Below are 21,040 nucleotides of genomic sequence, written 5' to 3' on the forward strand. Positions count from 1 at the left end.
GCGGACTAGCTGACGTAAAATAAAAAAGTACGCGTTTAATATTTTTGCCTAAAGTGTATTTATTTACGAACTCAAATTTAGCTAAATACATTTAAATTATTATGCTCAAGTAGTTAGCTTATATGACTAGTTAAGTTTTTACCAATTGATTTTAAATTGCTCAATCAACAATCCTATTACGGCCTTTCGTTTTTGCTTCGTATAAATAGTCATCAACGTATTTTAAGCTGTTTTGTAGGCTGATAGAGCCATCATGGGTAAGCAGCCCAATACTTACCGTAAAGCTAATATTTTTATTGCGATAGAAAACTTTATGTTGATTAATCGTGTTTTTAATTCGCTCAGCGGCTTGCTTAGCTTCTGCTTTGTTTGTATTGGGCATAATAATTAAAAACTCTTCACCGCCCAGGCGAAATACAAAATCGTGCTTTCTGGTTAAAGCGCGTAATGTATTGGTAAGTTCTTTTAAGCTTAAATCGCCAGCTTCGTGGCCATAATTATCATTTATTGCTTTAAAATGGTCTATGTCGAGCATTAATAATGAAATATAGGTGTTTTTATTTTGCGTTTTTAATAGTTCATCGCTGAGTGTTCTGTATAAAGTTCGTCTATTTAAACAGCCTGTAAGTGGGTCTATATTGGCTTGCTTTTCTAGCTCTTTATTAAGTGAAGAGAGTTCTTGAGTACGCGCCTGAATACGTTGCTCTAAACTGGTATTGAGGGCTATCAGTTTATGCTCTATGTTTATTTCTTTGGTTACGTCGTTTTGTACAGCAAAGTAATAAGCCACCTTGCCGTCTCTAAAAATGGGTGATATGGCCAGTTCATTCCAATAAGGGTCACCATTTTGCGTATAGTTTAAAATTCGGGTGGTTATAGGGATGCCTTTTTTAAGATGAATTTTAAGTTGCTCTATTGTGTTGGCGTCAGTTTTTTCACCTTGTAAAATGGAGCCAAGCTTTTTACCTTCTACTTGATTCAGTGGGTAGCCCGTAATTCTTTCAAATGAGCCATTTACCCAAATAACACGCTTGTCTTTATCGGCAATCACCATTCCTACAGTGGTTTCTTTGAGTGCAGTAACTAAAAAATCCCGCTCCAGAGCTATTTTTTCATTCCCTGATATGTCTTGAAAAATGCCATATAACTTAGTGATTTCACCGTTTAAATCTCTCGATACATTGCCGCTTGATATAACAATGCGCTCTTGTAGATCGTCATCTACAACACGAAGCTTTATACAGCTCCATTCTTGTCCGCATGCAAGAGCTTGCTCGATCGCATCTGTTATTTTGGATTTGTCATCTTCATGATAAAAATTTATTGCAGTATCTAGTTGAGGGGAATAGTTACTCGGTGAAACACCATGAATGGTGTAAATTTCATCGGTCCAAAATAATTGGTTAGTTATACAGTCGAACTGCCAATAGCCTACCTTTAATACTTCGCCGGCATTTTCTATGATGGTTTGTAATTCGTTATTGCTAATAACAGACGACACTTGGGCAAAATGCTGGTTAAAAACTAAAACTATATATTGGTGTTGGTTTTGCTGCACACTGTGTAAGCAACAATTTAGTTTAATGGAGTAATCGGTTGCTAATGTTAGTTCAATATCAAATTGGTCTAACTCATTATGTTGCGATTTTAGTGCGAGAATTTGTTGTTGTAATAGATCTTTGCTTTCAGTAGTACAACAGCCATAAAGGCTTTCAATGGTGGGTACTTTTTTAGCTGCAACATTAAGCTCTGACCACCTTTGAGAAAGATAACTAAGCTGATTATTATTATCAAATACCATTAAAAGAAAATTACACTTTTCTAGCAGCGCAATATTTATGTCTTTAATATCCATAAGCTCCCTACATATGAAAAGTATTACAACAATAAGGTTGAGTATAGACACCTTCTTTTATTTTTTCAGTCTAAGACAGTGTTAATAGTTGACAGAATTCTTACTAAAAATGTATTTCAGGTTTGTTTTTATCACTTTCCTGATAAGGTATTGGTTGTATAACAATATTTTAACGTTATTTCGTTGTTGTTAACGCAGAACGAATCACTGGAGAGTTTAATGAGCATATTTCGATTGAGTGTTGTTACCTCGTTTTTTTTCGCAGTTAACATCGTTGCTACTAATGCACATGCGAGTACTAAAATAATTCATGCAGGAGAGTTATTGGCTATTCCCGGAGAAAAACCACAACAAAAACAAACTATAGTAATAGAAAATGGCAAAATAGTCTCGGTATCAGCGGGTTTTTTACCTATCACTCGTTTTGGCGAAGATGCTCAGTTAATCGATTTATCGACCCGCTTTGTTATGCCTGGGCTCATGGATATGCATGTGCATTTACAAGGTGAGCTTGGGCCAGATAACAAAAAAGAGCTGGTGGAAATGTCTGATGCAGATATAGCAATGCGCAGTGTGCATTTTGCTAACAAAACCCTTATGGCGGGTTTTACTACAGTGCGTGATGTGGGCAGTCAAAGTGAGCAAATGTACGCATTAAGAAATGGGGTGGCCAAAGGGTGGATAAGTGGCCCTCGAATTATTGCTGGTGCTGGCGTTACTATTACCGGCGGGCACTTAGATGTTGATGGTATGAGCCCAGACTTACTCACTATGAAAACACCGCCCACAGTGTGTGATGGCGCTATTGAATGCCGCAAAAAAACTCGCTATGCAATTAAATACGGGGCTGATTTAATTAAAGTTGCTTCTACCGGTGGCGTGCTTTCGGATACTACTACGGGCACAGGGCAGCAAATGCAAGACGATGAACTTAAAGCTGTAGTTGATACAGCGCATGGTTTAGGGCGAAAAGTAGCTAGTCATGCGCATGCCGCTCAAGGTATTAATGCAGCATTACGTGCGGGCGTTGATAGCATTGAGCACGGTAGTTACACCGATGATGAAGGCATTAAATTATTTAAAGAAACAGGGGCTTATTTAGTCCCTACTTTGCTTGCTGGGCACACCGTAGTTAGGTTAGCAAAAAACAGTGACTTTATGTCTGCGCCAATTAAAAGCAAAGCAATTAGGGTGGGGGGCGATATGCTCAACAATTTTACTAAGGCATATAAGTCCGGGGTAAACATTGCATTTGGTACCGACAGTGGCGTATCTAAGCACGGCATTAACGCACAGGAAGCGGTATTGATGTACCAAGCAGGTATGACTCCTGCTGATATCTTAAAGTCGGCAACGGTTAACGCGGCTGATTTGATTGATATGAATCATAGCTTAGGCACCATAGAGCCTGGTAAGTTTGCTGATATTATTGCCTTAGACACCAGCCCACTTAGCGATATTAGCGCTTTATTGGATGTTGATTTTGTTATGAAAGAAGGCACGGTTTTGAAACAACAATAAATCATTCTATTTATTTTATTAATAATGACGTAATAGCCCTGGTAAGTCGTATAAAAAAATTTGTAAACGACTGCCAGCGTTTTTAGTTATATCGCTTTTAAGGTTAAAAAAGGAAGTATTTTATTTTGAAATGCTTAGTAGTTTTATTTTTAGTTGTATGGCCTTTTTTGGTTAATGCCACCGCGCTACAAGTTAACTTTCCTGATGTAGATGATAATGTTGCATACGCAAGTGTTGCTTCGCTTGGATTTAACTCAGCTGATGAAAAAGTAGCCTACGGCAGTGATGAGTCACAGTACGCATTACTCTGGCGCGCAAAAAAAATACAGCCGCAAAACCCGTTAGTTATTTTACTTCATGGTGGTTGTTGGTTAAGTGCATACGATATTAAACATACCTACGCGTTAAGTACTGGGCTTGCACAAGCTGGTTTTAACGTATGGTCTTTAGAGTATAGAAGAAGCGGCGCAAGCGGTGGTGGCTGGCCTGCAACGTTTAATGATGTAAAAGCCGGAATTTTAGCGGTAAGTAAATATAACAATGGCGAGTTTAATTTAGCTGACTCGGTTGTGGTAGGACACTCCGCTGGTGGGCATTTAGCTCTGCTTGCTGGTGGTGAAATTGATCAGCTTAAAGGGGTTATTGCCTTAGCCCCTATTACTGATATAAAAGCGTATGCGCGTGGTGATAATAGTTGTCAAAAAGTGACTCAAGATTTTATGCAAGGCATGCCAACTGATAAACCTAAGGCATACACGCAAGCTAACCCGAGTGAGCAGCCACTTCATCCGCAAAGCATTATATTACAAGGTGACCAAGATGCCATCGTGCCTGCTTTTAATTTAGAACAGCTTAAACGTCCAGTTGTCATGTTAGAAGGCGTGGGGCATTTTGATTGGATCCATCCGGGATCAGCTGCATTTAATACACTAATACAAAATTTGAATGAGATGTAACAATGAATTTTAATGAGATTATAGCGCTTGATAAAGTGGATACGCTGGCTCACAAACGTGACGAATTTGATTTACCCGCAGACACTATTTATCTCGATGGTAATTCGTTAGGTGCTCTGCCTAAAGCAGTAAAACCGCGTGTAGCAGAGGTGGTAAGCCAGCAATGGGGTAGTCACCTAATTAGAAGTTGGAATGATCACCAATGGATTGATTTACCTACTCAGGTAGGGGAGAAAATAGCGCCTATTATTGGCGCCGACAAAGGCCAAGTTATTTGTTGTGATTCTATTTCGGTTAATTTATTTAAACTATTAAGTAGTGCGCTATCGTTAAACTCTGAGCGTAACGTGGTGTTATCTACCGAGGATAACTTTCCTACTGACTTATACATGGTACAAGGGTTAAGTGAATTATTAGGCCCCGACTTATGTCAGCTAAAGCTCGTCGCAGAGCAAGATATTGAACAAAGCCTAAATGATACAGTGGCAGTATTACTGTTAACACAGGTGAATTTTAGAACCGGTAAATTGTTAGATATGCAAAAAATCACCCAGCTAGCTCATGAAAAAGGCATTTTGGTGATATGGGATTTAGCTCATAGTGCAGGTGCTATACCGGTTGAACTTGATGACTGTAATGCTGATTTTGCTGTTGGTTGTGGCTATAAATACTTAAATGGCGGTCCTGGTTCGCCTGCGTTTTTATATGTAGCAAAACGCCACCAAGCTGCTGTAAAACACCCCTTATCAGGCTGGATGGGTCATGCAAAACCATTTGCTTTTGATGCAAAATATCAACGTGCTAACAATATAAATCAGTATTTATGTGGCACACCCAGTGTAATTGCTATGAGTGCTTTAGATGCTGCGCTTGATGTATGGCAAGATGTAGATATTTCACAAATAAGAGAAAAGTCGATTGCACTTGCTGACGTATTTATTAAATTAGTAAAAACACATTCATGCTTAAGTGATTTGCGCTTATGTTCCACTGAAAATTCGAGCCAAAGAGGTAGCCAACTAGCATTTTCACATACCGACGCATTTGCTATATGCCAAGCGTTAATTGAAAAAGGGGTTATTGCTGATTTTCGTGCACCTAATATTCTACGCTTTGGTTTTACGCCACTTTATACTTCGTTTGAAGAGATTTGGCAGGCAGTGGCTATTTTAGCTGAGGTGGTTAAAACCCAGCTATATACCCAGCCACGTTTTAATTTAGCGGGTAAAGTGACGTAATTTTATAATTGTATATAACTAACAATGGCTCATTGAGTTTCTCAAGTTAAAATGTGCGTTGCGCTAGCAGGATAACTGGCAGCGCATTTATTCTATTGTTGCTCTTTTTTTAGATTAAAGTAATTGAGTTGCACTCTCATCTCGGTTGCTTGTTCTGCCATTTGTCGTGCTGCTGCCATTGTTTCTTCTGTAATAGCTGAGTTTGCCTGAGTTAGCCCCGTTAAACGTTGTACAACAAGATTGACCTCTTTAATTGCTTGCTCCTGTGCGGAGGTAGAATGCGCTATATGTATTATATTTTTACTAACATCGCTAACAGCTTGCATTATGTGTTTTAGTTTTTTTCCTGAGGTGTCTGCTAATTCAGTCCCAAGCGCTACTTTTTGATTACTATTTACAATAATACTTTTTATCTGCTTCGCAGATTTAGCACTACGTCCAGCTAAATCACCCACTTCATTAGCGACTACAGCAAAGCCCCTTCCGTGGTCGCCAGCCCTAGCAGCTTCTACGGCGGCATTAAGTGATAGTAAGTTTGTTTGAAAAGCCAGGTTGTCAATAACCGTAAGTATTTCGTTTATGTCTTTACTGGCTTCATTCACTTCATCAATCGCGCTAACAGTCTGTATTGATAATTGGTTTCCTTCTTCTGCAATTTCCTCAGCATTGCTTGCTAATGCCACGGCACTTTTTGATTGTTCAGATACTTTAGTTAGCTCATCTAGCATTTGCTCAGTACTTGAGCTTGCCTCTTCAAGGTTGGCAGCTTGCTCTTCTGTGCGTTTACTTATTTCAGTATTGCTTGAAGCTATTTCACCTGCATTTTGCATAACCTGGCTCGCTGACACTTGAATCTCTTGAATGACATTGGTTAATTTATCGATAGTCGCGTTTGTGTCGCTTTTCAGGGTATTGAATACGCCTTGATATTGCCCTTCTATATTTTTGGTAAGGTCACCTTTAGCTAAGTTTGATAAAACGCTACTTACTTCATTTATAGCCAGTGAAACTAATGAGGTAGACTCATTAACATTATTTTTTAAATCTTCTAATTGGCCCTGTAGTGGCTGTTTTAATTGATGAGAAAAATCGCCGTTTGCCATTGCAGCCATTACTTGATTGAGATCATTTATGACGTGTTCTAGATTAGTAACTGATTGGTTTATATCTATTTTTAAACTGTTTAGTTGGCCAGTCATGGTTGATGAAATAGTATGATCAAAACGCCCCTGACTAATTGCTAGCATGACTGATGAAATTTCAGTTAAAGCATTATCAATAGCCGTGATTGATGTATTAATATTACTTTTCAACTGCTCCAATTGACCGCTGGCTTCACCTTTTATCATTTTTTTAAAGTCACCCTTACTAACAAAGGTCATGACTTCACCTATTTCATTCATTACATTATTTAAATTAGCCATGCTGGAATTAATATCTTGTTTTAAGGTATTAAGTTGTCCAGCTAATGGGGCGTCTAATTGCGCTGAAAACTGGCCTTGTCGTAATGCACTCATAACGTCACTAATACCATCTATGGCAATGCTTAAGCTATTTACTGAGTTATTCACGCTGTCTTTTAGCTGGGCAAGCTTTCCTTTAGCAGGGTAAGTAATTTGCTCTTTAAAGTTACCTTGCTCTACGTTAGCCATAATATCTACGATACTATTCATTGTGTTATTTATTGAGGAAAGCGATTGGTTAATATTACTTTTTAAGGTGCCTAACTCGCCTGACATTGAGGCATTAATTTGAATATCAAATTGACCATCAGCCATAGCAATCGCAATGTTATTTAACTCGTTTATTGCACCGTTTAGTGAACTCGCACAATCGTTGGTTGCTTGTTTTAACGTATCTAACTCTCCTCGACATGGTGCTTCAATACGTTGATCAAATTTACCCGCAGCCATATGATTCATAACACGATTTGTTTCACTAATAGATAACTGCAGAGCATCAAGAAGAGTGTTAAATGCTTGAGTACTTACGCCTATCTCATCGCTTGAATAGACAGTTGCTCGTAATGAAAAGTCACCTTGTTGTTCAACTTTTTTCATCGTATCAGCCAGGGCATGTATTGGTTTTGTTAATGTTCTCGCAAACCAATATGCGGCAATAGTAACAATGAAAATAGTGATTAAAAGTATAATAATGAGTTGTTGAGAAAGTGTGGTTATCGACTCAAAAGCTTCTTGTTCGTCCATTTCTGCTATGAGGGCCCAGCGAATATTAAATACATTTACTGGTGCAAATGCAGACAGCACCATCTCATTGTTATAATCACTTATCACATGCTGCCCTTTCTCATTTTTTAATGCTTTGATTACAGATAAGGTATTCACTGTGCCTTTATTTGGATTTCTAAATGAGCTTTCTACAGAGTGATTTATCGGATCAATGTAAGAGTCAGAGCGCATTAACCCTTCAGGACCAACAAGGTAGGTTTCTCCGCTTTCACCCAATCCGTCACGCTCTTTCATGATTGAATTGATATCTTCAATCGATAATTGGGCGGCTAAAATAGCAATCGTTTTACCATCAACAACAATAGGCTTACCTATAAAGCTCGCAGGGGCATTATATGAAGGGGAGTACTGTTTATAATCTGCAAATGCAATTGTTTGTGGGTTGCTGCTATCTTTTAATTGTTGAAATAAACTCGCTAAATTACTTTTAGCATAGGGCCCTGTTTGTAGCGATGTGGCAAAGTCGACTTCTTTATAAACGGAGTAAACAATATTGCCATTTGTTGGGTCGATAATGAAAATATCGTAGAACTCATTTATATTGGTCATATCTCGTAAATAAGGGTGATATTGGCGATGCGCTTGCTCGTAAGAGTCTGATTGCTCGGTTGCAGTTAGTTTTTGTTTTTCACCAATTGGATTTGGGTTATTAGCCAAATAACGAGACTGCAGCTCAATACTTTTTGGATTCATTTGCTCTAACGGGGATGATGAAACTGCATCTGTCGGGTTTAGCTGTTTAAATTTTAGAGTAAAAGACTCTTTATAAAAGCGATTTAAAGACTCTGATGAGTTTGAAGGGGAAATATCATTAAATCCTTCTATAAACTTTGTCGCCATATTGGCCATTTCTGGATTTGCTTGTAGCACATTAAGCTTTTTTTCAATATTGATAAAATAGCGTTTAACAGCGCTTTGTTTTACTTCACTCACAGCGTCTAATCGTGAATAAACCTGTTCTGTCATCGAGTTTGAGGCTGTATTAATTGCAACAACAATAATTATTGTTATTGGTACTAGGGAAACAACTAAAAAGGCGGAGATAAGTTTTTTTGTTAAATTTAATGAGTTAATAAATTGATTAATCGTGTTCATTACTATGTCCCTGTAATAAGGATTTACCTCAAATGAGCATAGAACACAATTTGTGAAGATCTAGTTAATAATTAAAGTAATGAGTTTTTATTATAAAATAGCCAAAGCGGATTCAGAGCACTTTTAATTTTAATGCAACTACAGCATGCTCTTTTAGCGGTTTAGTTTAATAAAACGTAGGAGCATTTAAGCGCTCCTACATTTGTTATTTAATCGATATGTTAACGTTGAAAAAGCAAGCTATGTTAGAGCGCTAGTAAACTGTGCTCTAACATAGTTTGAATTTGTTTTACTATTTTAGCTTCGGTTTCGGGTTCAAACTGAGCAATTCGCGGGGTGTGAATATGCCCTGTCGGGATATCTGAGTTTAGCTGGTTACGAAGGCGAATACTTCGATACGAAATTTCGTTAGATAAATAACCACCGCCACCGCCGCGCACTGCAGTTGACTCTTTTAATTCGTCAAAACTGTTAGGCTCAAAGTCTTTTTTGAGGGTAATAACATGGCGGTTATCATTAATCGCAAAAGAGCCTTTTGCCTTTAGCATAGCGCTAACAGGTAAGCTAAATTCTACAAACTCAGTTCCGGGTAATGGGCGGTCGTGTAAGCTTGGAATGAGCGGCGCTGTTTTGGTACCGCCATATACTATATTGGCGTTGTCGGGGGCTGTTACACTGCGGCGCTTACCTGGAAAGCGCTCAAGATCAAAATCCTTACTACCCATACTAACGGTAACCACCATATCCACATTATTAAGTGCGTAATAAGGGGCAAGTAAGGACTCTATGATGCCCTGATCAAAGTCTTCATATCGCACAGGCACCATTACAGTGTTTATTTCAGCACTAATCCCTTTATAGTTTATTACTTGGCCATCAAGAAGCAACGCAGCTACGCCCGATGGGTTACTTTGGTTTATATTTCTATCAAGTAAAAATGGGTCAAACCCAGTTAGTAGTATCTTTTTAGTGGTGTTTTGTGAGTAGCTTAGGTCTGTGCGACCTCGGCTTCCGTTTTCTAGTAACGTTAATAACACTGTTTGCTGCGCGGTGCTCAGCGAAAATGCAGGTTTTGTGGTACGAATTATTTTACTTGATTGTAAGCGAGCCCAATAAAGTGCGCGATCATCTAAGTTTTGCGTTGTAGCGATGCGTTTTTTTGCACTAAACCATAATCGTTTTGAGTAGTCATTAACGGCATCTACGGCTTGTGCATAGCTTGAGAGTGACTTGAACTGCTGCTCAAATTGATTAACTTCGCTGGCAAAAGCGCTTAGTACGGCTGGCATCGCTTGGCTGGCTTTTTCAATTCGCAATTCTTCTGGGGTTAGCGGTGTGTTTAAATTGGCTAAAGTACTAAAAGAAGAAAATATTAAACTTGTGGCAATCAGTGTTTTTATCATGATGTTCCTATACTAAGTCGTATTTGTTGCCTACTATCCTATGCCTAATAAGTGGGTGCAAATAAAATCGTTGGTTGGTTTTATGTTGAAAGCAGTATAAAACAGGCGCTAAATCAAAAACTACGGGTATTTTATTAAAAAAGAGTCTTAACTCTGTGATGGGTTTAGCTACAATGGGGCTGTGTATTTTTTAGTTTTTTACTTTTAGGCAGCTATGCAACTTATTCAAATAGATAAAGCACGTTATCGTAAACATTTAAATCGCGTTATTGTCGGCTGTGCAGCAGGTTTAGCTGTGGGCAGTTTAGCAATTTCACAAACCTTAATTGCATTATTTCCCGATAAAAGTGGTAGTCATTTTCATTGGAACTTATTAGGCGTAATTGTTACGAGTATTGGCATTGGCTGGTTGTTAAATAAATACCGAACACATCCTTTTATGACCGAGGTGGTGTATGTGTGGGAGCTTAAAAAAGCGCTTAATAAAATCACTCGTAAAATGGCTAAGCTAAAAGCGGCGGGACGAGAAGGTAACCCCGATGCATTATTGGCGATTCAATATAGTTATGCGGGCTCACGATTATTATGGCAGCTTGACGATAACACCATCACTATGGATGATTTAGCGATTAAACAAGCCGAGTTAGATAGCGTTGCGGCCAAGTTCAACTTAACCTTAAATGCTGATGACTACAATGATGCAATTTTAAAGCAGTTTTAAGTTATAGGGATTGCAAAAATCATAACCCTCTAAGGCCTTCTGCTTTTTTCTTACGTATGAAAAACACGTATGTTTAGTGCTTAAGCAACTGGAAGGCTAGCAAAAACTATTAGCCTCATTAAAATAACGTTTATTACTGATTTTTTGCAAAAGCTTGGGAGTCATAAGTGAAAAGAGTACTAATAGTGTGTTTGGGAAATATATGCCGTTCACCTACCGCAGAGGCGGTATTAAAAGCTCGCGCTAAAAAGTTAGGTATTGATCTGCTAGTGGACTCGGCAGGGACTATTGGTCATCACGAAGGTAATCAACCAGATAGGCGCTCAATGCAGGCTGGTGAAAAACGCGGTTATAGTTTTAAAGGTATTTTTTCGCGCAAGGTGCGTAGTAGTGATTTTAGCGAGTTTGACCTTATTTTAGCAGCCGATAAACAAAACCTGTCGGATTTAACCGCACGTTGCCCTGAACATTTGCAGTACAAGCTTGCGTTGTTTTTAGAGTATGGCGAGCAAGCACAAAGCGCAATTCCCGATCCTTACTATGGCGGTGATGATGGCTTTGAAAAGGTACTTGATTTAATAGAGGCCGCCAGCGATAACATACTGGCTAAGATTTAATCCCTATTTTTATTATTAAAGTTAAATTTAACAAGCTTTTTTTCGTATTGCACTGCGTCCCTAAAGTAAGTACATTTTATGCTCACTCAGAGGGGAACTTATGAAAACAAAAATATTACTACTCGTTTTATCCATTGCTTCTTACTCTAGTGCTGCCAACGAGATTAGTTTTTCGGTTGGGGGAGGCTATCCTTATTTAGTTATTCCTGAAGTGTCTTTATCATCTAACGACAACACACAGCGCTGGTATGCAAACTATAAACTAGGCCTAGATGATGGATTTTCAGCAGGTTTTGAACAAGCAGTAAGTGATAATAAAAAGCATGCTTTTGGTGCACTTGTGGGCGCTATTGGCGCAAGAGATACTGATAAAAAGTGTGAAAGTTCAACAAATGACGATATAGCAAGTGAATTTGGTAATATTATAGGTTGTGCAATTAGCGGTATTTTTGATGAAGAAACCACTAACGGTGTAGGGCTTACTTACAGCTATAACTTTAATGGGTTAAACAACTCCGGTTTTAGACTGGAATTAGATATAGGCTACGGAAAAGCAAGTGATAGTAACGAAAAAAGAGCGGATGGCGGTATTAGTTTAAGCTATGAATTTTAACTGCTCTGAGAATAGCAATTGAAGCAAAAGGCGCTCATCGCGCCTTGTTATAGTTAGTTAACGTTTTACTTTAAAATCGAGCTGTACTTTAGAAGTTGCTGCAACCGCTTTTCCATTTTCAAATTTAGGGGCATAGCGCCATTGCTCTAATGCTTCTACTGCCGACTTTTCAAAGGCCAAGCCACCCTCAGAGCTAAGTACTTGCAGATTTTTTACAAAGCCAGATTCATTGACTTCAAACTCCATAACTACGCTGCCATCTTTGCTAAATCGCGCTTTGTTTTTAGGGTATTTAGGTTCAACGCGGTATAGTGGTGTTTGCTCTTGGCTTTCTTTCCACGGCACCATTTTAGCTATCGCGATACAGTGTTTAGTGGCTTCATCACTTTTGCCTTGTTTTTCATACAAGCCAATTAATCTTGAATGTGCGGTAAGCTCGGCGGTGTGATCGTAATTTAAGTTTTCATCAAATACCTTTACTACGCGATTAAGTCGTTCAATTGCTTGAGTGTATCTTTTTCTACCCTCAGCAAACGACGCCATTAAAAAGTCAGCTTTTATTCGTTCAACCGAGTTTTCAGGTAAGTTAGCTTGATAGTACTCATCGGCTTCTTCTAAGTAGTTTTTAGCTTCATGGTATTTTTCGTAGCCGAATTTATTGGCTAATATGGTTGCCGCTTCTAATTTCATGTCAGCCAAAAATTTAGGTTTGTTTTGCGTATTTGCTATTGCAATCACTTGATCTAAATAATAATCCGCTTTTTGAGCTGAGGGCGCAAAATTAGCCATACCAACTAAAGAATCAACGGTTTCTAACGATTTTTTACCATGGTTGTTAACAGAAATAGTATAGGCTTGCTGGTAAAGTGAAAAACGCTTTTCAATCCATTTTTTGCCATAGCCATTAATTGATTTTGCATAGTTAATAGCTAAGTTTGCGGTGTTATCTGAATTATCACCGTAAACAGATTTACCTAATGTATAAGCACGCTCGGCAGTTTGTTGTACATTGTCTGCAGCTTTAACCGCATCCAGGTAACTTTGATAAGCATTGTTAAATTCTACTTGAGAGGTAGTTACTTGCTCTGCCTGTGAGGTGGAACACAGTACTGATAAACTTAAGCCCATCAGTAATACACGTTTATTTAGTTTCATAATGATCCCTATTATTTGTCGGTGGTAAATTAGCAAATCCTTATGTGTATGTCATCATTTTAGGTAAACCAAGGTAAATATGCGTTGCTAATATATTTATGCTTACATATTGAAAATAGCCGCTGTCGTCGCAATATATTTGACATTACTTAGGGTGTACTACGATCCAATTTTGAACTTTTGTGATATTATCACTTTATCGTGTCGTAGTTTTTTAATATTTGGATTGGTCGTGGCGCAAGTAAGAGCAAGAGTCCAGCTTAATGTTGGCAAAAATAGTGATATTCCTGCAGAAATTATCTCGTTTAGTGGCTTAAAAGATGGCCAAGAGCATGTTGCTTTAGTATTTAATAACGCCGATACCCAGCAAGGTGTCCCACTTATTCGTATGCATTCTGAATGTTTAACCGGTGATGTATTTCATTCGTCACGCTGTGATTGTGGTGAGCAGTTAAACGAGTGTATTGAAATGATGCATGAGCAGGGCGGTATTTTACTTTATTTACGCCAAGAAGGGCGTGGTATTGGTTTATATAATAAAATTGATGCGTATGTACTGCAATCACAAGGTATGAATACTTACGAAGCTAATAACCATTTAGGTTTTGCTGATGACTTACGTGACTTTTCAGATGCAGTGTTAATGCTCAATGCGCTTAATTTAAAGCACGTTAAATTAATGACTAATAACCCTAAAAAGCTCAATGCATTAAAAGATGCAGGTATAGAAGTTGATTCTGTTGTGGGTACTCATGCTCACATTAAAGCTGGGCTTTCAGGTAATAAAGCGTATTTAGAGACAAAGATTAAGCATGGCTCTCACATGCTAGATATTAAGAAAATTAAAAAACCTTAATATTAACGGCATTTATCGCCGCCACCTATGTAATACCAACCAGCGCCGAGTTATACTCGGCGTGTTTTGTTTTAATTAAGAGCAAGTATGTCTACACAATTACGAATTTTTAAAGCGGATGCGGCATTAAAATGGTTTAAAGCGGGTTGGCTAATTTTTAAAACTCAGCCATTAACTTTTATTTTTATGCATTTGTTTATTGGCATTGTTGGCTTGTTGTCGTTATTTTTGCCGGTATTACAAATAGCTGCAGCATTGGCTACACCATTTTTAACCGCTGGTTTTTATCAAGCCGTGCTTACCAAGCAGCAGGGCGGAAAAATTATGTTAGCCGACATTTTGAAGCCCTTTTCAGCCAAAGGAAATCGGTTAGGCTTATTTCGCTTAGCGCTTTATCAAATGGGGGCCGGTATTTTAATTGCCCTGCTTGCCAATGGGTTATTTGCTGATGCAATGGCGGTTATGACACAGCCAGACCTAGATCCAAACACCGCCGTTAGCCAAATGCTTGAGAGTATTTCGCTTGCAAACGTGGCATTGTTTTTAATTGCGCTCTCAATTTACTTTACTTCGTTTGCCTACGCAGTACCGCTGGTTTATTTTAATAAAGAGCAACGTATTTTAAATGCCTTAAAAAGTTCGTTTATGGTGTTTTATTATAATATTTTACCATTAAGTGTTTATGGTATTATTTGCGCATTATTAATGGTGGTGTCGATGTTCTTATCGCTACTACCGCTGTTGATTTTAATGCCAATTTGCTACATTAGTTTCTTTGTATCTTATCAGGCTATTTTTATGCCCGTTGTGCCACCAAGTGATGACAGTAACATTAAGCCTTTAAGTAGCGAGCAAAGCGGGCGCTTTGACGCTTAATGGATGATACATTAAAACAAAAGTTAAAAAACTATGTGCTTTGGTTACTAGGAAGGCAAGAGTATTCGCGCCGAGAGTTAACTCAAAAGTTACAGCAAAGAGAAGCAACCGATGAATTCATAGAAAACCTGCTTGATTGGTGTGAAAAGCACAACTTTATTAACGAGCAGCGTTACTGTGAAGGGTTTGTAAGAAAACACATATTTAAATGCCATGGCTTAAAGCGAATTCAAAGTGAAGCCATGAGTAAAGGGATTGATAGAGCACTGCTTGAAACAGTGGTTGATGAGCTGGAAATAGATTGGTTTGAGCTCGCGCAGGAAGCGTACAACAAAAAATATTCAACGACACCGGCAAACCTCGAGTACAAAGAAAAAGCTAAGCGCGTGCGCTACTTAATGTATCGAGGTTTTAGCTATGATCAAATAAATTTTGCAATGCAAGCACAGTAAATACAGGTGAGACTTTCACATGCAGCACATGACTACCGCACAAATTAGGCAACAGTTTTTAGACTTCTTTGCCAGCAAACAACACCAAGTTGTTCCTTCTAGTTCGCTTATACCGGGTAACGATGCCACGTTGTTATTTAATAATGCCGGTATGGTGCAATTTAAAGATGTATTTTTAGGCGCCGAAAGCCGCCCTTATACACGCGCAACTAGCTCTCAGCGTTGTGTGCGTGCTGGTGGTAAACACAACGATTTAGAAAATGTTGGTTACACAGCACGTCACCATACCTTTTTCGAAATGCTAGGTAATTTCAGCTTTGGTGATTACTTTAAGCAAGATGCAATTAAATTTGCGTGGGAGTTTTTAACTGAGGTTGTAAAACTACCAAAAGAAAAGCTGTTAGTGACCATTTACCATGATGACGAAGAAGCCTTTGGCTACTGGGCTAACGATATAGGTTTACCTGAAGATCGTATTATTCGTATTGCAACGAGCGATAATTTTTGGTCTATGGGTGATACCGGCCCTTGTGGTCCATGTTCTGAAATATTTTATGATCACGGTGAGCACATTTGGGGTGGTCCTCCGGGCACTCCTGAAGAAGATGGCGACCGTTTCATTGAAATTTGGAACTTAGTATTTATGCAATACAACCGTCAAAGTGACGGGACTATGGAGCCACTTCCTAAGCAATCTGTTGATACTGGTATGGGCCTTGAGCGTATTTCAGCTATTTTACAAGGTGTGCATTCAAACTACGAAATCGATTTATTCCAAGGCTTAATTGCCGCCGCTGCAAGCGTTACTAATGCACAAGATATGGATGATAAATCGCTTCGCGTGGTGGCGGATCATATTCGTTCGTGTGCGTTTTTAATTTCAGATGGGGTTATGCCATCAAATGAAGGCCGTGGTTATGTATTGCGTCGTATTATTCGTCGTGCAGTACGTCACGGTAATAAGTTAGGTGCTAAAGGCGCGTTTTTCTATAAATTGGTTTCTGCACTTATTGAGCAAATGGGTCAAGCGTACCCAGAGCTTGCTAAGCAACAAGAAATTATTGAAAAAGTACTGCGTATTGAAGAAGAGCAGTTTGGTAAAACGCTTGAGCGTGGTTTAGCTATTTTAGAAGAAAGCTTGAGTGATTTAACCGGGGATGTGATCCCAGGTGACTTAGTATTTAAACTTTACGATACCTATGGTTTCCCTGCCGATTTAACAGCCGATGTAGCGCGTGAGCGCCAAATGACCATTGACCATCAAGGTTTTGAAGCATGTATGGCAGTGCAACGTAAAACAGCACAGCAAGCGGGCAAATTTGGTGCAGATTATAACGAGCAATTAAAATCAGACAAGCATACTGATTTTAAAGGCTACGATAGTAATCATTACCGTGGCACTGTGGTAGAAATTTTTGCCGGTGGCGAATCGGTATCGTTATTAGAAGATGGTCAGCAAGGTATTATTGTTTTAGACCGTACTCCGTTTTACGCTGAATCAGGCGGCCAAATTGGTGATAGCGGTACAATTACTGTTGCCGGTGGTGAGTTTAATGTAACAAATACCACTAAATTGGGTAATGCTTTTGCTCATCATGGAACAGTTCAAGGGCGTATTGGCGTTAACGATAAAGTGGATGCGACTATTGACGATGCGCGTCGTGAAAGCATTAAGAAAAATCACACAGCTACGCACATTTTACATGAAGCATTGCGTCAGCTTTTAGGTGAGCACGTATCGCAAAAAGGCTCACTTGTGCAGCCAGAACGCCTGCGTTTTGACTTCTCACATTTTGAAGCAGTGACCAAACAAGAACTGCGCGAAATTGAACGTGTAGTAAATGACGAAATTCGTCGTAACTTTGCACTTAACACTGAGCTAATGGCAATTGATGATGCTAAAGCAAAAGGTGCTATGGCATTGTTTGGCGAAAAGTACGATGACGAAGTACGTGTAGTAACCATAGGTGATTACTCAATTGAGCTTTGTGGTGGTACACACGTAGAGCGTGCAGGTGACATTGGTTTATTCAAAATTGTATCTGAAAGCGGTATTGCTGCCGGTGTTCGTCGTATTGAAGCGGTAACCGGTGCAGAAGCAATCGCGTATGTTAATGAACAAGAACAGCAATTAGCAGATGTTGCCGCGCTTGTAAAAGGTGACAGTGCGTCAGTACTTGAAAAAGTAACTGCCTTACTTGAAAAGTCGAAAGGACTTGAAAAGCAAGTTGCCCAACTTAACGATAAACTAGCCAGTGCGGCAGGTGCATCATTACTTGATTCAGTGGTTGAAATTAATGGGGTTAAATTGTTAGTTGCCAACGTTGAAGGAACTGAATCAAAAGCGCTTCGTGGCATGGTTGATGACCTTAAAAATAAGATTGGCTCAGGCGTTATTGCTTTAGGTGTTGCCAGCGGTGATAAAGTAAGCCTAATTGCGGGTGTAACTAAAGACTTAACCGGTAAAGTAAAAGCGGGTGAGTTAGTTAACCACATGGCAGGCCAAGTAGGTGGTAAAGGCGGCGGTCGTCCAGATATGGCGCAAGCAGGTGGTTCTGAGCCACAAAACTTAACTGCAGCACTTGATAGTGTAACAGCTTGGTTAACTGAGCGTACTTAAGCTTAAGTGGCACTTATAGTTCAAAAATTTGGCGGCACTTCGGTAGGCTCAATAGAGCGTATTGAAGCGGTCGCCGACCTTGTTGTTAAAACTAAGCAACAAGGCCACCAAGTGGTGGTGGTGCTTTCGGCAATGTCGGGAGAAACCAATCGCTTAATTAATCTTGCCAAACAAATCGACTCTCGCCCGAGTAGTCGTGAACTCGATGTATTACTCAGTACCGGTGAACAAGTCTCTATAGCTTTATTAGCGATGGCGATTATTAAACGCGGCCATTCTGCGGTAAGCTTGTTAGCCGATCAGGTGAATATATTAACCGATAACATGTTCGGTAAAGCCCGTGTAGAAGACGTGGCTGCAACGCGTTTAAAACATGAACTTGAACATAACCGTATTGCTATTATTGCCGGCTTTCAGGGGCGCGATATTGAGGGCAACGTGACTACGCTTGGGCGTGGTGGCACCGATACCTCTGCAGTTGAAATAGCGGGTGCAATAAAAGCGGATGAATGTCAGATCTATACTGATGTTGATGGCGTATATACAACAGATCCTCGTATTGAACCTAATGCACGACGTTTAAGCCATGTAACCTTTGCCGAAATGCTTGAGCTGGCTAGTTTAGGTGCTAAAGTGCTACATATTCGCTCTGTAGAGTCGGCTGGTAAGCACAATGTACCATTAAGAGTGTTATCTAGCTTTAAACCTGATGAAGGTACATTAATTAGTTTTGAGGAGAGCGATGTGGCGAGTAACGTTGTGTCGGGTATTGCATTTAATCGAGACGAGTGTTTGATTAAGGTACATGGAGTACCGCAAGGCACAAAAGCGCTTGCAAAAATTTTGAAACTTTTTGCAGATAATGGCATCGAAATAGATATGATTAATCAAATTAATCATAAAGTTGAAAAAGTCGACTATGCTTTTACTGTGCATTTAAATGATTATTTAAACGCACTTGATTTGTTAGCGGCTGAGCAACAGCAATTTGACGCACAGGCAATTGACGGATTAACTAATGTGGCGAAAGTGTCAGCTGTGGGTATGGGGATGAAATCTCATTCTGGAGTGGCGAGTTTATTTTTTGATTCGTTAGCACAAGAGAACATTGATGTGATGTTTGTTTCAACCTCAGAGATAAAAATTTCAGTTTTAATAGATGAGAAATACCTTGAACTGGCTGTTCGTGCATTACATAAGACATTTTTAACAGAAAATGAATAGATTGAGAGTTTTTACTTACTTTTTAGTCTAATTTTAATTAAAATGTGTTGCGGAATCTTATAATTTTATTGGAACATGGGAGCAAGAGAATGCTAATACTAACTCGTAGAGTAGGCGAGACCCTGATGATTGGTGACGAAGTAACCGTTACTGTTCTGGGTGTTAAAGGAAATCAAGTTCGTATCGGTGTTAACGCACCTAAAGACGTATCAGTTCATCGTGAAGAAATTTACATGCGCATACAAGCTGAAAAGTCTAACCCTAATCCGGGCAATGCTTAATCAACATAGTATAAAATGTGCTAGTTAATAACTATGACATTTGTAAAAGCCACTCATTGAGTGGCTTTTTTGTGTATAAAATCAATCGTTTCTTCGTCGAGTATTGCCTTAGAAATGTATTGCATACCGCTTTTACTTTTTAACAATAGGCCGCAATCTGTAGTAATCACTTCATTAATGTCGTGCCAAGCTAACTGGTAATTCTTGTAATGATTGGTTGATTTTATTCCGTCCTCGTCGAAGGTGAGAGTGACTTCAGAACCAGATGCTCTGCTAAGCATTTGCCTTGTTACCCACCAAGGACGACGATAATAAAAGGCAATACATTCGAGTAAAGCTAACATAAGCAAGAATGTACCAAGGTAATGATCGCCTAAACCATAAATGCCAAATAACCCTAAAACCACAAGTAGCGCCAATAAAAAGTATTTAGGTTGTGCACGCTTACTATAAGGCAGCGATTGGTCGAAGCATTCATAAAAATAAGGTTTATCGAGTTTATAAGTTGTTGTAAAGACCATGTGTTTGCACTTAAAAGCTATTTTTTATTATTTTAGCCTAATGCGCAGCTTAAAAGGGGAAATGACTAGAAACTATTTATATTTTAGGCATAAAAAAACGACCCGTAGGTCGTTTCTTAGCTAAATAAATAATATTAGCAATTTGTCTCTTCGGCATTAACGCCTTCTTTTACTTCTTCACAGGTATCTTCTACCTTGTTTTGAACATCTGTCACGGCTTCGTCAATACGCTCACCGGCTTCTTCTGCATGATTGTCTTCACAACCCATAATAAATGCACTTGCGAATAGACCAATAGCTGCTGCTTTAAGTGTTGATGATTTCATAATGTAATTCCTTGTATATAAATTTAAAAAGAGAGTTCGTTGTTTCTTATCTACCTGGGGCTTTTACCACGTAAAGCGCCTGAGACAAGTGAAATAACCAGTAAAACTAAAAAGATAAAAAATATGATCTTAGCAATTCCTGCTGCGGCTCCTGCAATACCACCAAATCCTAAAACGGCTGCGATTAGTGCGATCACCAAAAATGTAATTGTCCAGCGTAACATTGTCATCTCCTTGATTTATCTAAGTGTTAAAGTGTTGTTTTTATATAAGCGAGTAATGTGCCAGTATTTTATTTTGTTTTAAATCAATTGTTTACTTCGATTTTTCGCGATTGGCTTTATATTGAGTTGGTAATTTTTACGATCTTATCGGTAACTTATTCACAGTTGTGTGCGGTGAGATAATAAATAGTTGTTGCTCTTTATTTTGGTAAGACCAATTAACATTTGTTTTGAAGG

The 21,040-nt window shown here is 38.9% G+C and carries 19 protein-coding genes; 12 read left to right on the forward strand and 7 right to left on the reverse strand.

What is annotated here, in order from left to right; translation table 11 throughout:
• Positions 1 to 160: 160 nt before the first annotated feature.
• Entirely contained in the window at positions 161 to 1,855 is a 1,695-nt protein-coding gene (locus tag P3J6_RS00170) for a GGDEF domain-containing protein (protein ID WP_198521952.1), read from the reverse strand.
• A gap of 219 nt (positions 1,856 to 2,074) precedes the next feature.
• Here P3J6_RS00170 and P3J6_RS00175 point away from each other — a divergent pair, with 219 nt between their 5' ends.
• The 3 genes from P3J6_RS00175 (at position 2,075) to kynU (ending at position 5,570) form a co-directional block, all read left to right on the forward strand.
• On the forward strand, positions 2,075 to 3,376 hold the full coding sequence (locus tag P3J6_RS00175; RefSeq protein ID WP_198521953.1) for a metal-dependent hydrolase family protein: 1,302 nt from the start codon (positions 2,075 to 2,077) through the stop codon (positions 3,374 to 3,376).
• Between the two features lie 125 nt (positions 3,377 to 3,501).
• Positions 3,502 to 4,332 carry an alpha/beta hydrolase family protein gene (locus tag P3J6_RS00180; RefSeq protein ID WP_442960221.1) on the forward strand — a complete coding sequence of 277 codons (831 nt, stop codon included), beginning with the start codon at positions 3,502 to 3,504 and terminating at the stop codon, positions 4,330 to 4,332.
• Positions 4,333 to 4,334: 2 nt separating this feature from the next.
• Positions 4,335 to 5,570, forward strand: a complete 1,236-nt coding sequence (gene kynU / locus P3J6_RS00185; RefSeq protein ID WP_198521954.1) for a kynureninase — start codon at positions 4,335 to 4,337, stop codon at positions 5,568 to 5,570.
• 92 nt (positions 5,571 to 5,662) lie between these two features.
• On the opposite strand, the gene P3J6_RS00190 is transcribed toward kynU, so the two are convergent.
• The gene (locus P3J6_RS00190; RefSeq protein WP_198521955.1) at positions 5,663 to 8,914 is read right to left on the reverse strand and encodes a methyl-accepting chemotaxis protein; all 3,252 of its coding nucleotides are present in this window, start codon (positions 8,912 to 8,914) and stop codon (positions 5,663 to 5,665) included.
• A gap of 245 nt (positions 8,915 to 9,159) precedes the next feature.
• A complete protein-coding gene (locus P3J6_RS00195) occupies positions 9,160 to 10,317 on the reverse strand; it encodes a hypothetical protein (RefSeq protein ID WP_198521956.1) in 1,158 nt (385 codons plus the stop codon).
• 214 nt (positions 10,318 to 10,531) lie between these two features.
• Between P3J6_RS00195 and P3J6_RS00200 the strand changes: the two genes are divergently transcribed.
• The 3 genes from P3J6_RS00200 to P3J6_RS00210 all read left to right on the forward strand — a co-directional run bounded on the left by P3J6_RS00200 (position 10,532) and on the right by P3J6_RS00210 (position 12,268).
• The gene (locus P3J6_RS00200; protein WP_198521957.1) at positions 10,532 to 11,038 is read left to right on the forward strand and encodes a DUF3087 domain-containing protein; all 507 of its coding nucleotides are present in this window, start codon (positions 10,532 to 10,534) and stop codon (positions 11,036 to 11,038) included.
• 167 nt (positions 11,039 to 11,205) lie between these two features.
• Positions 11,206 to 11,655: a low molecular weight protein-tyrosine-phosphatase gene (locus P3J6_RS00205; protein ID WP_138608447.1), complete on the forward strand. Its 450-nt coding sequence runs from the start codon at positions 11,206 to 11,208 to the stop codon at positions 11,653 to 11,655.
• 100 nt (positions 11,656 to 11,755) lie between these two features.
• Complete coding sequence (locus P3J6_RS00210) at positions 11,756 to 12,268, forward strand: hypothetical protein (RefSeq protein ID WP_178955077.1); 513 nt, start codon at positions 11,756 to 11,758, stop codon at positions 12,266 to 12,268.
• Positions 12,269 to 12,325: 57 nt separating this feature from the next.
• On the opposite strand, the gene P3J6_RS00215 is transcribed toward P3J6_RS00210, so the two are convergent.
• Positions 12,326 to 13,423 (reverse strand): TonB family protein, encoded by a 1,098-nt coding sequence (locus P3J6_RS00215; protein ID WP_138608443.1) that lies wholly within the window; start codon positions 13,421 to 13,423, stop codon positions 12,326 to 12,328.
• A gap of 232 nt (positions 13,424 to 13,655) precedes the next feature.
• Here P3J6_RS00215 and P3J6_RS00220 point away from each other — a divergent pair, with 232 nt between their 5' ends.
• The 6 genes from P3J6_RS00220 to csrA all read left to right on the forward strand — a co-directional run bounded on the left by P3J6_RS00220 (position 13,656) and on the right by csrA (position 19,732).
• On the forward strand, positions 13,656 to 14,279 hold the full coding sequence (locus tag P3J6_RS00220; protein ID WP_010390804.1) for a GTP cyclohydrolase II: 624 nt from the start codon (positions 13,656 to 13,658) through the stop codon (positions 14,277 to 14,279).
• 87 nt (positions 14,280 to 14,366) lie between these two features.
• Positions 14,367 to 15,155, forward strand: a complete 789-nt coding sequence (locus P3J6_RS00225; protein WP_138604928.1) for a BPSS1780 family membrane protein — start codon at positions 14,367 to 14,369, stop codon at positions 15,153 to 15,155.
• On the forward strand, positions 15,155 to 15,607 hold the full coding sequence (locus P3J6_RS00230; protein ID WP_138604929.1) for a regulatory protein RecX: 453 nt from the start codon (positions 15,155 to 15,157) through the stop codon (positions 15,605 to 15,607). Before P3J6_RS00225 ends, P3J6_RS00230 begins: the two co-directional genes overlap by 1 nt.
• Before the next feature lie 19 nt (positions 15,608 to 15,626).
• A complete protein-coding gene (alaS, locus tag P3J6_RS00235; protein WP_178955079.1) occupies positions 15,627 to 18,227 on the forward strand; it encodes an alanine--tRNA ligase in 2,601 nt (866 codons plus the stop codon).
• A gap of 6 nt (positions 18,228 to 18,233) precedes the next feature.
• The gene (locus P3J6_RS00240) at positions 18,234 to 19,451 is read left to right on the forward strand and encodes an aspartate kinase (protein WP_198521958.1); all 1,218 of its coding nucleotides are present in this window, start codon (positions 18,234 to 18,236) and stop codon (positions 19,449 to 19,451) included.
• A gap of 89 nt (positions 19,452 to 19,540) precedes the next feature.
• On the forward strand, positions 19,541 to 19,732 hold the full coding sequence (gene csrA, locus P3J6_RS00245; RefSeq protein ID WP_004587515.1) for a carbon storage regulator CsrA: 192 nt from the start codon (positions 19,541 to 19,543) through the stop codon (positions 19,730 to 19,732).
• A gap of 53 nt (positions 19,733 to 19,785) precedes the next feature.
• On the opposite strand, the gene P3J6_RS00250 is transcribed toward csrA, so the two are convergent.
• The 3 genes from P3J6_RS00250 to P3J6_RS00260 all read right to left on the reverse strand — a co-directional run bounded on the left by P3J6_RS00250 (position 19,786) and on the right by P3J6_RS00260 (position 20,803).
• Positions 19,786 to 20,253: a YcxB family protein gene (locus P3J6_RS00250; protein WP_010390812.1), complete on the reverse strand. Its 468-nt coding sequence runs from the start codon at positions 20,251 to 20,253 to the stop codon at positions 19,786 to 19,788.
• Between the two features lie 134 nt (positions 20,254 to 20,387).
• Positions 20,388 to 20,579 carry a hypothetical protein gene (locus tag P3J6_RS00255; protein WP_008115136.1) on the reverse strand — a complete coding sequence of 64 codons (192 nt, stop codon included), beginning with the start codon at positions 20,577 to 20,579 and terminating at the stop codon, positions 20,388 to 20,390.
• Between the two features lie 50 nt (positions 20,580 to 20,629).
• Entirely contained in the window at positions 20,630 to 20,803 is a 174-nt protein-coding gene (locus P3J6_RS00260; protein WP_002961939.1) for a DUF1328 domain-containing protein, read from the reverse strand.
• Positions 20,804 to 21,040: the final 237 nt, after the last annotated feature.

The sequence above is a fragment of the Pseudoalteromonas sp. 3J6 genome (assembly GCF_903995135.1).
In the GTDB taxonomy this organism is placed as follows: domain Bacteria; phylum Pseudomonadota; class Gammaproteobacteria; order Enterobacterales; family Alteromonadaceae; genus Pseudoalteromonas.

Coding starts and splice junctions, on each gene's coding strand:
- P3J6_RS00170 (WP_198521952.1), bottom strand. CDS start 1,855: ATGGATATTAAAGACATAAATATTGCGCTGCTAGAAAAGTGTAATTTT.
- P3J6_RS00175 (WP_198521953.1), top strand. CDS start 2,075: ATGAGCATATTTCGATTGAGTGTTGTTACCTCGTTTTTTTTCGCAGTT.
- kynU (WP_198521954.1), top strand. CDS start 4,335: ATGAATTTTAATGAGATTATAGCGCTTGATAAAGTGGATACGCTGGCT.
- P3J6_RS00190 (WP_198521955.1), bottom strand. CDS start 8,914: ATGAACACGATTAATCAATTTATTAACTCATTAAATTTAACAAAAAAA.
- P3J6_RS00195 (WP_198521956.1), bottom strand. CDS start 10,317: ATGATAAAAACACTGATTGCCACAAGTTTAATATTTTCTTCTTTTAGT.
- P3J6_RS00200 (WP_198521957.1), top strand. CDS start 10,532: ATGCAACTTATTCAAATAGATAAAGCACGTTATCGTAAACATTTAAAT.
- P3J6_RS00210 (WP_178955077.1), top strand. CDS start 11,756: ATGAAAACAAAAATATTACTACTCGTTTTATCCATTGCTTCTTACTCT.
- P3J6_RS00215 (WP_138608443.1), bottom strand. CDS start 13,423: ATGAAACTAAATAAACGTGTATTACTGATGGGCTTAAGTTTATCAGTA.
- P3J6_RS00225 (WP_138604928.1), top strand. CDS start 14,367: ATGTCTACACAATTACGAATTTTTAAAGCGGATGCGGCATTAAAATGG.
- P3J6_RS00230 (WP_138604929.1), top strand. CDS start 15,155: ATGGATGATACATTAAAACAAAAGTTAAAAAACTATGTGCTTTGGTTA.
- alaS (WP_178955079.1), top strand. CDS start 15,627: ATGCAGCACATGACTACCGCACAAATTAGGCAACAGTTTTTAGACTTC.
- csrA (WP_004587515.1), top strand. CDS start 19,541: ATGCTAATACTAACTCGTAGAGTAGGCGAGACCCTGATGATTGGTGAC.
- P3J6_RS00250 (WP_010390812.1), bottom strand. CDS start 20,253: ATGGTCTTTACAACAACTTATAAACTCGATAAACCTTATTTTTATGAA.
- P3J6_RS00255 (WP_008115136.1), bottom strand. CDS start 20,579: ATGAAATCATCAACACTTAAAGCAGCAGCTATTGGTCTATTCGCAAGT.
- P3J6_RS00260 (WP_002961939.1), bottom strand. CDS start 20,803: ATGTTACGCTGGACAATTACATTTTTGGTGATCGCACTAATCGCAGCC.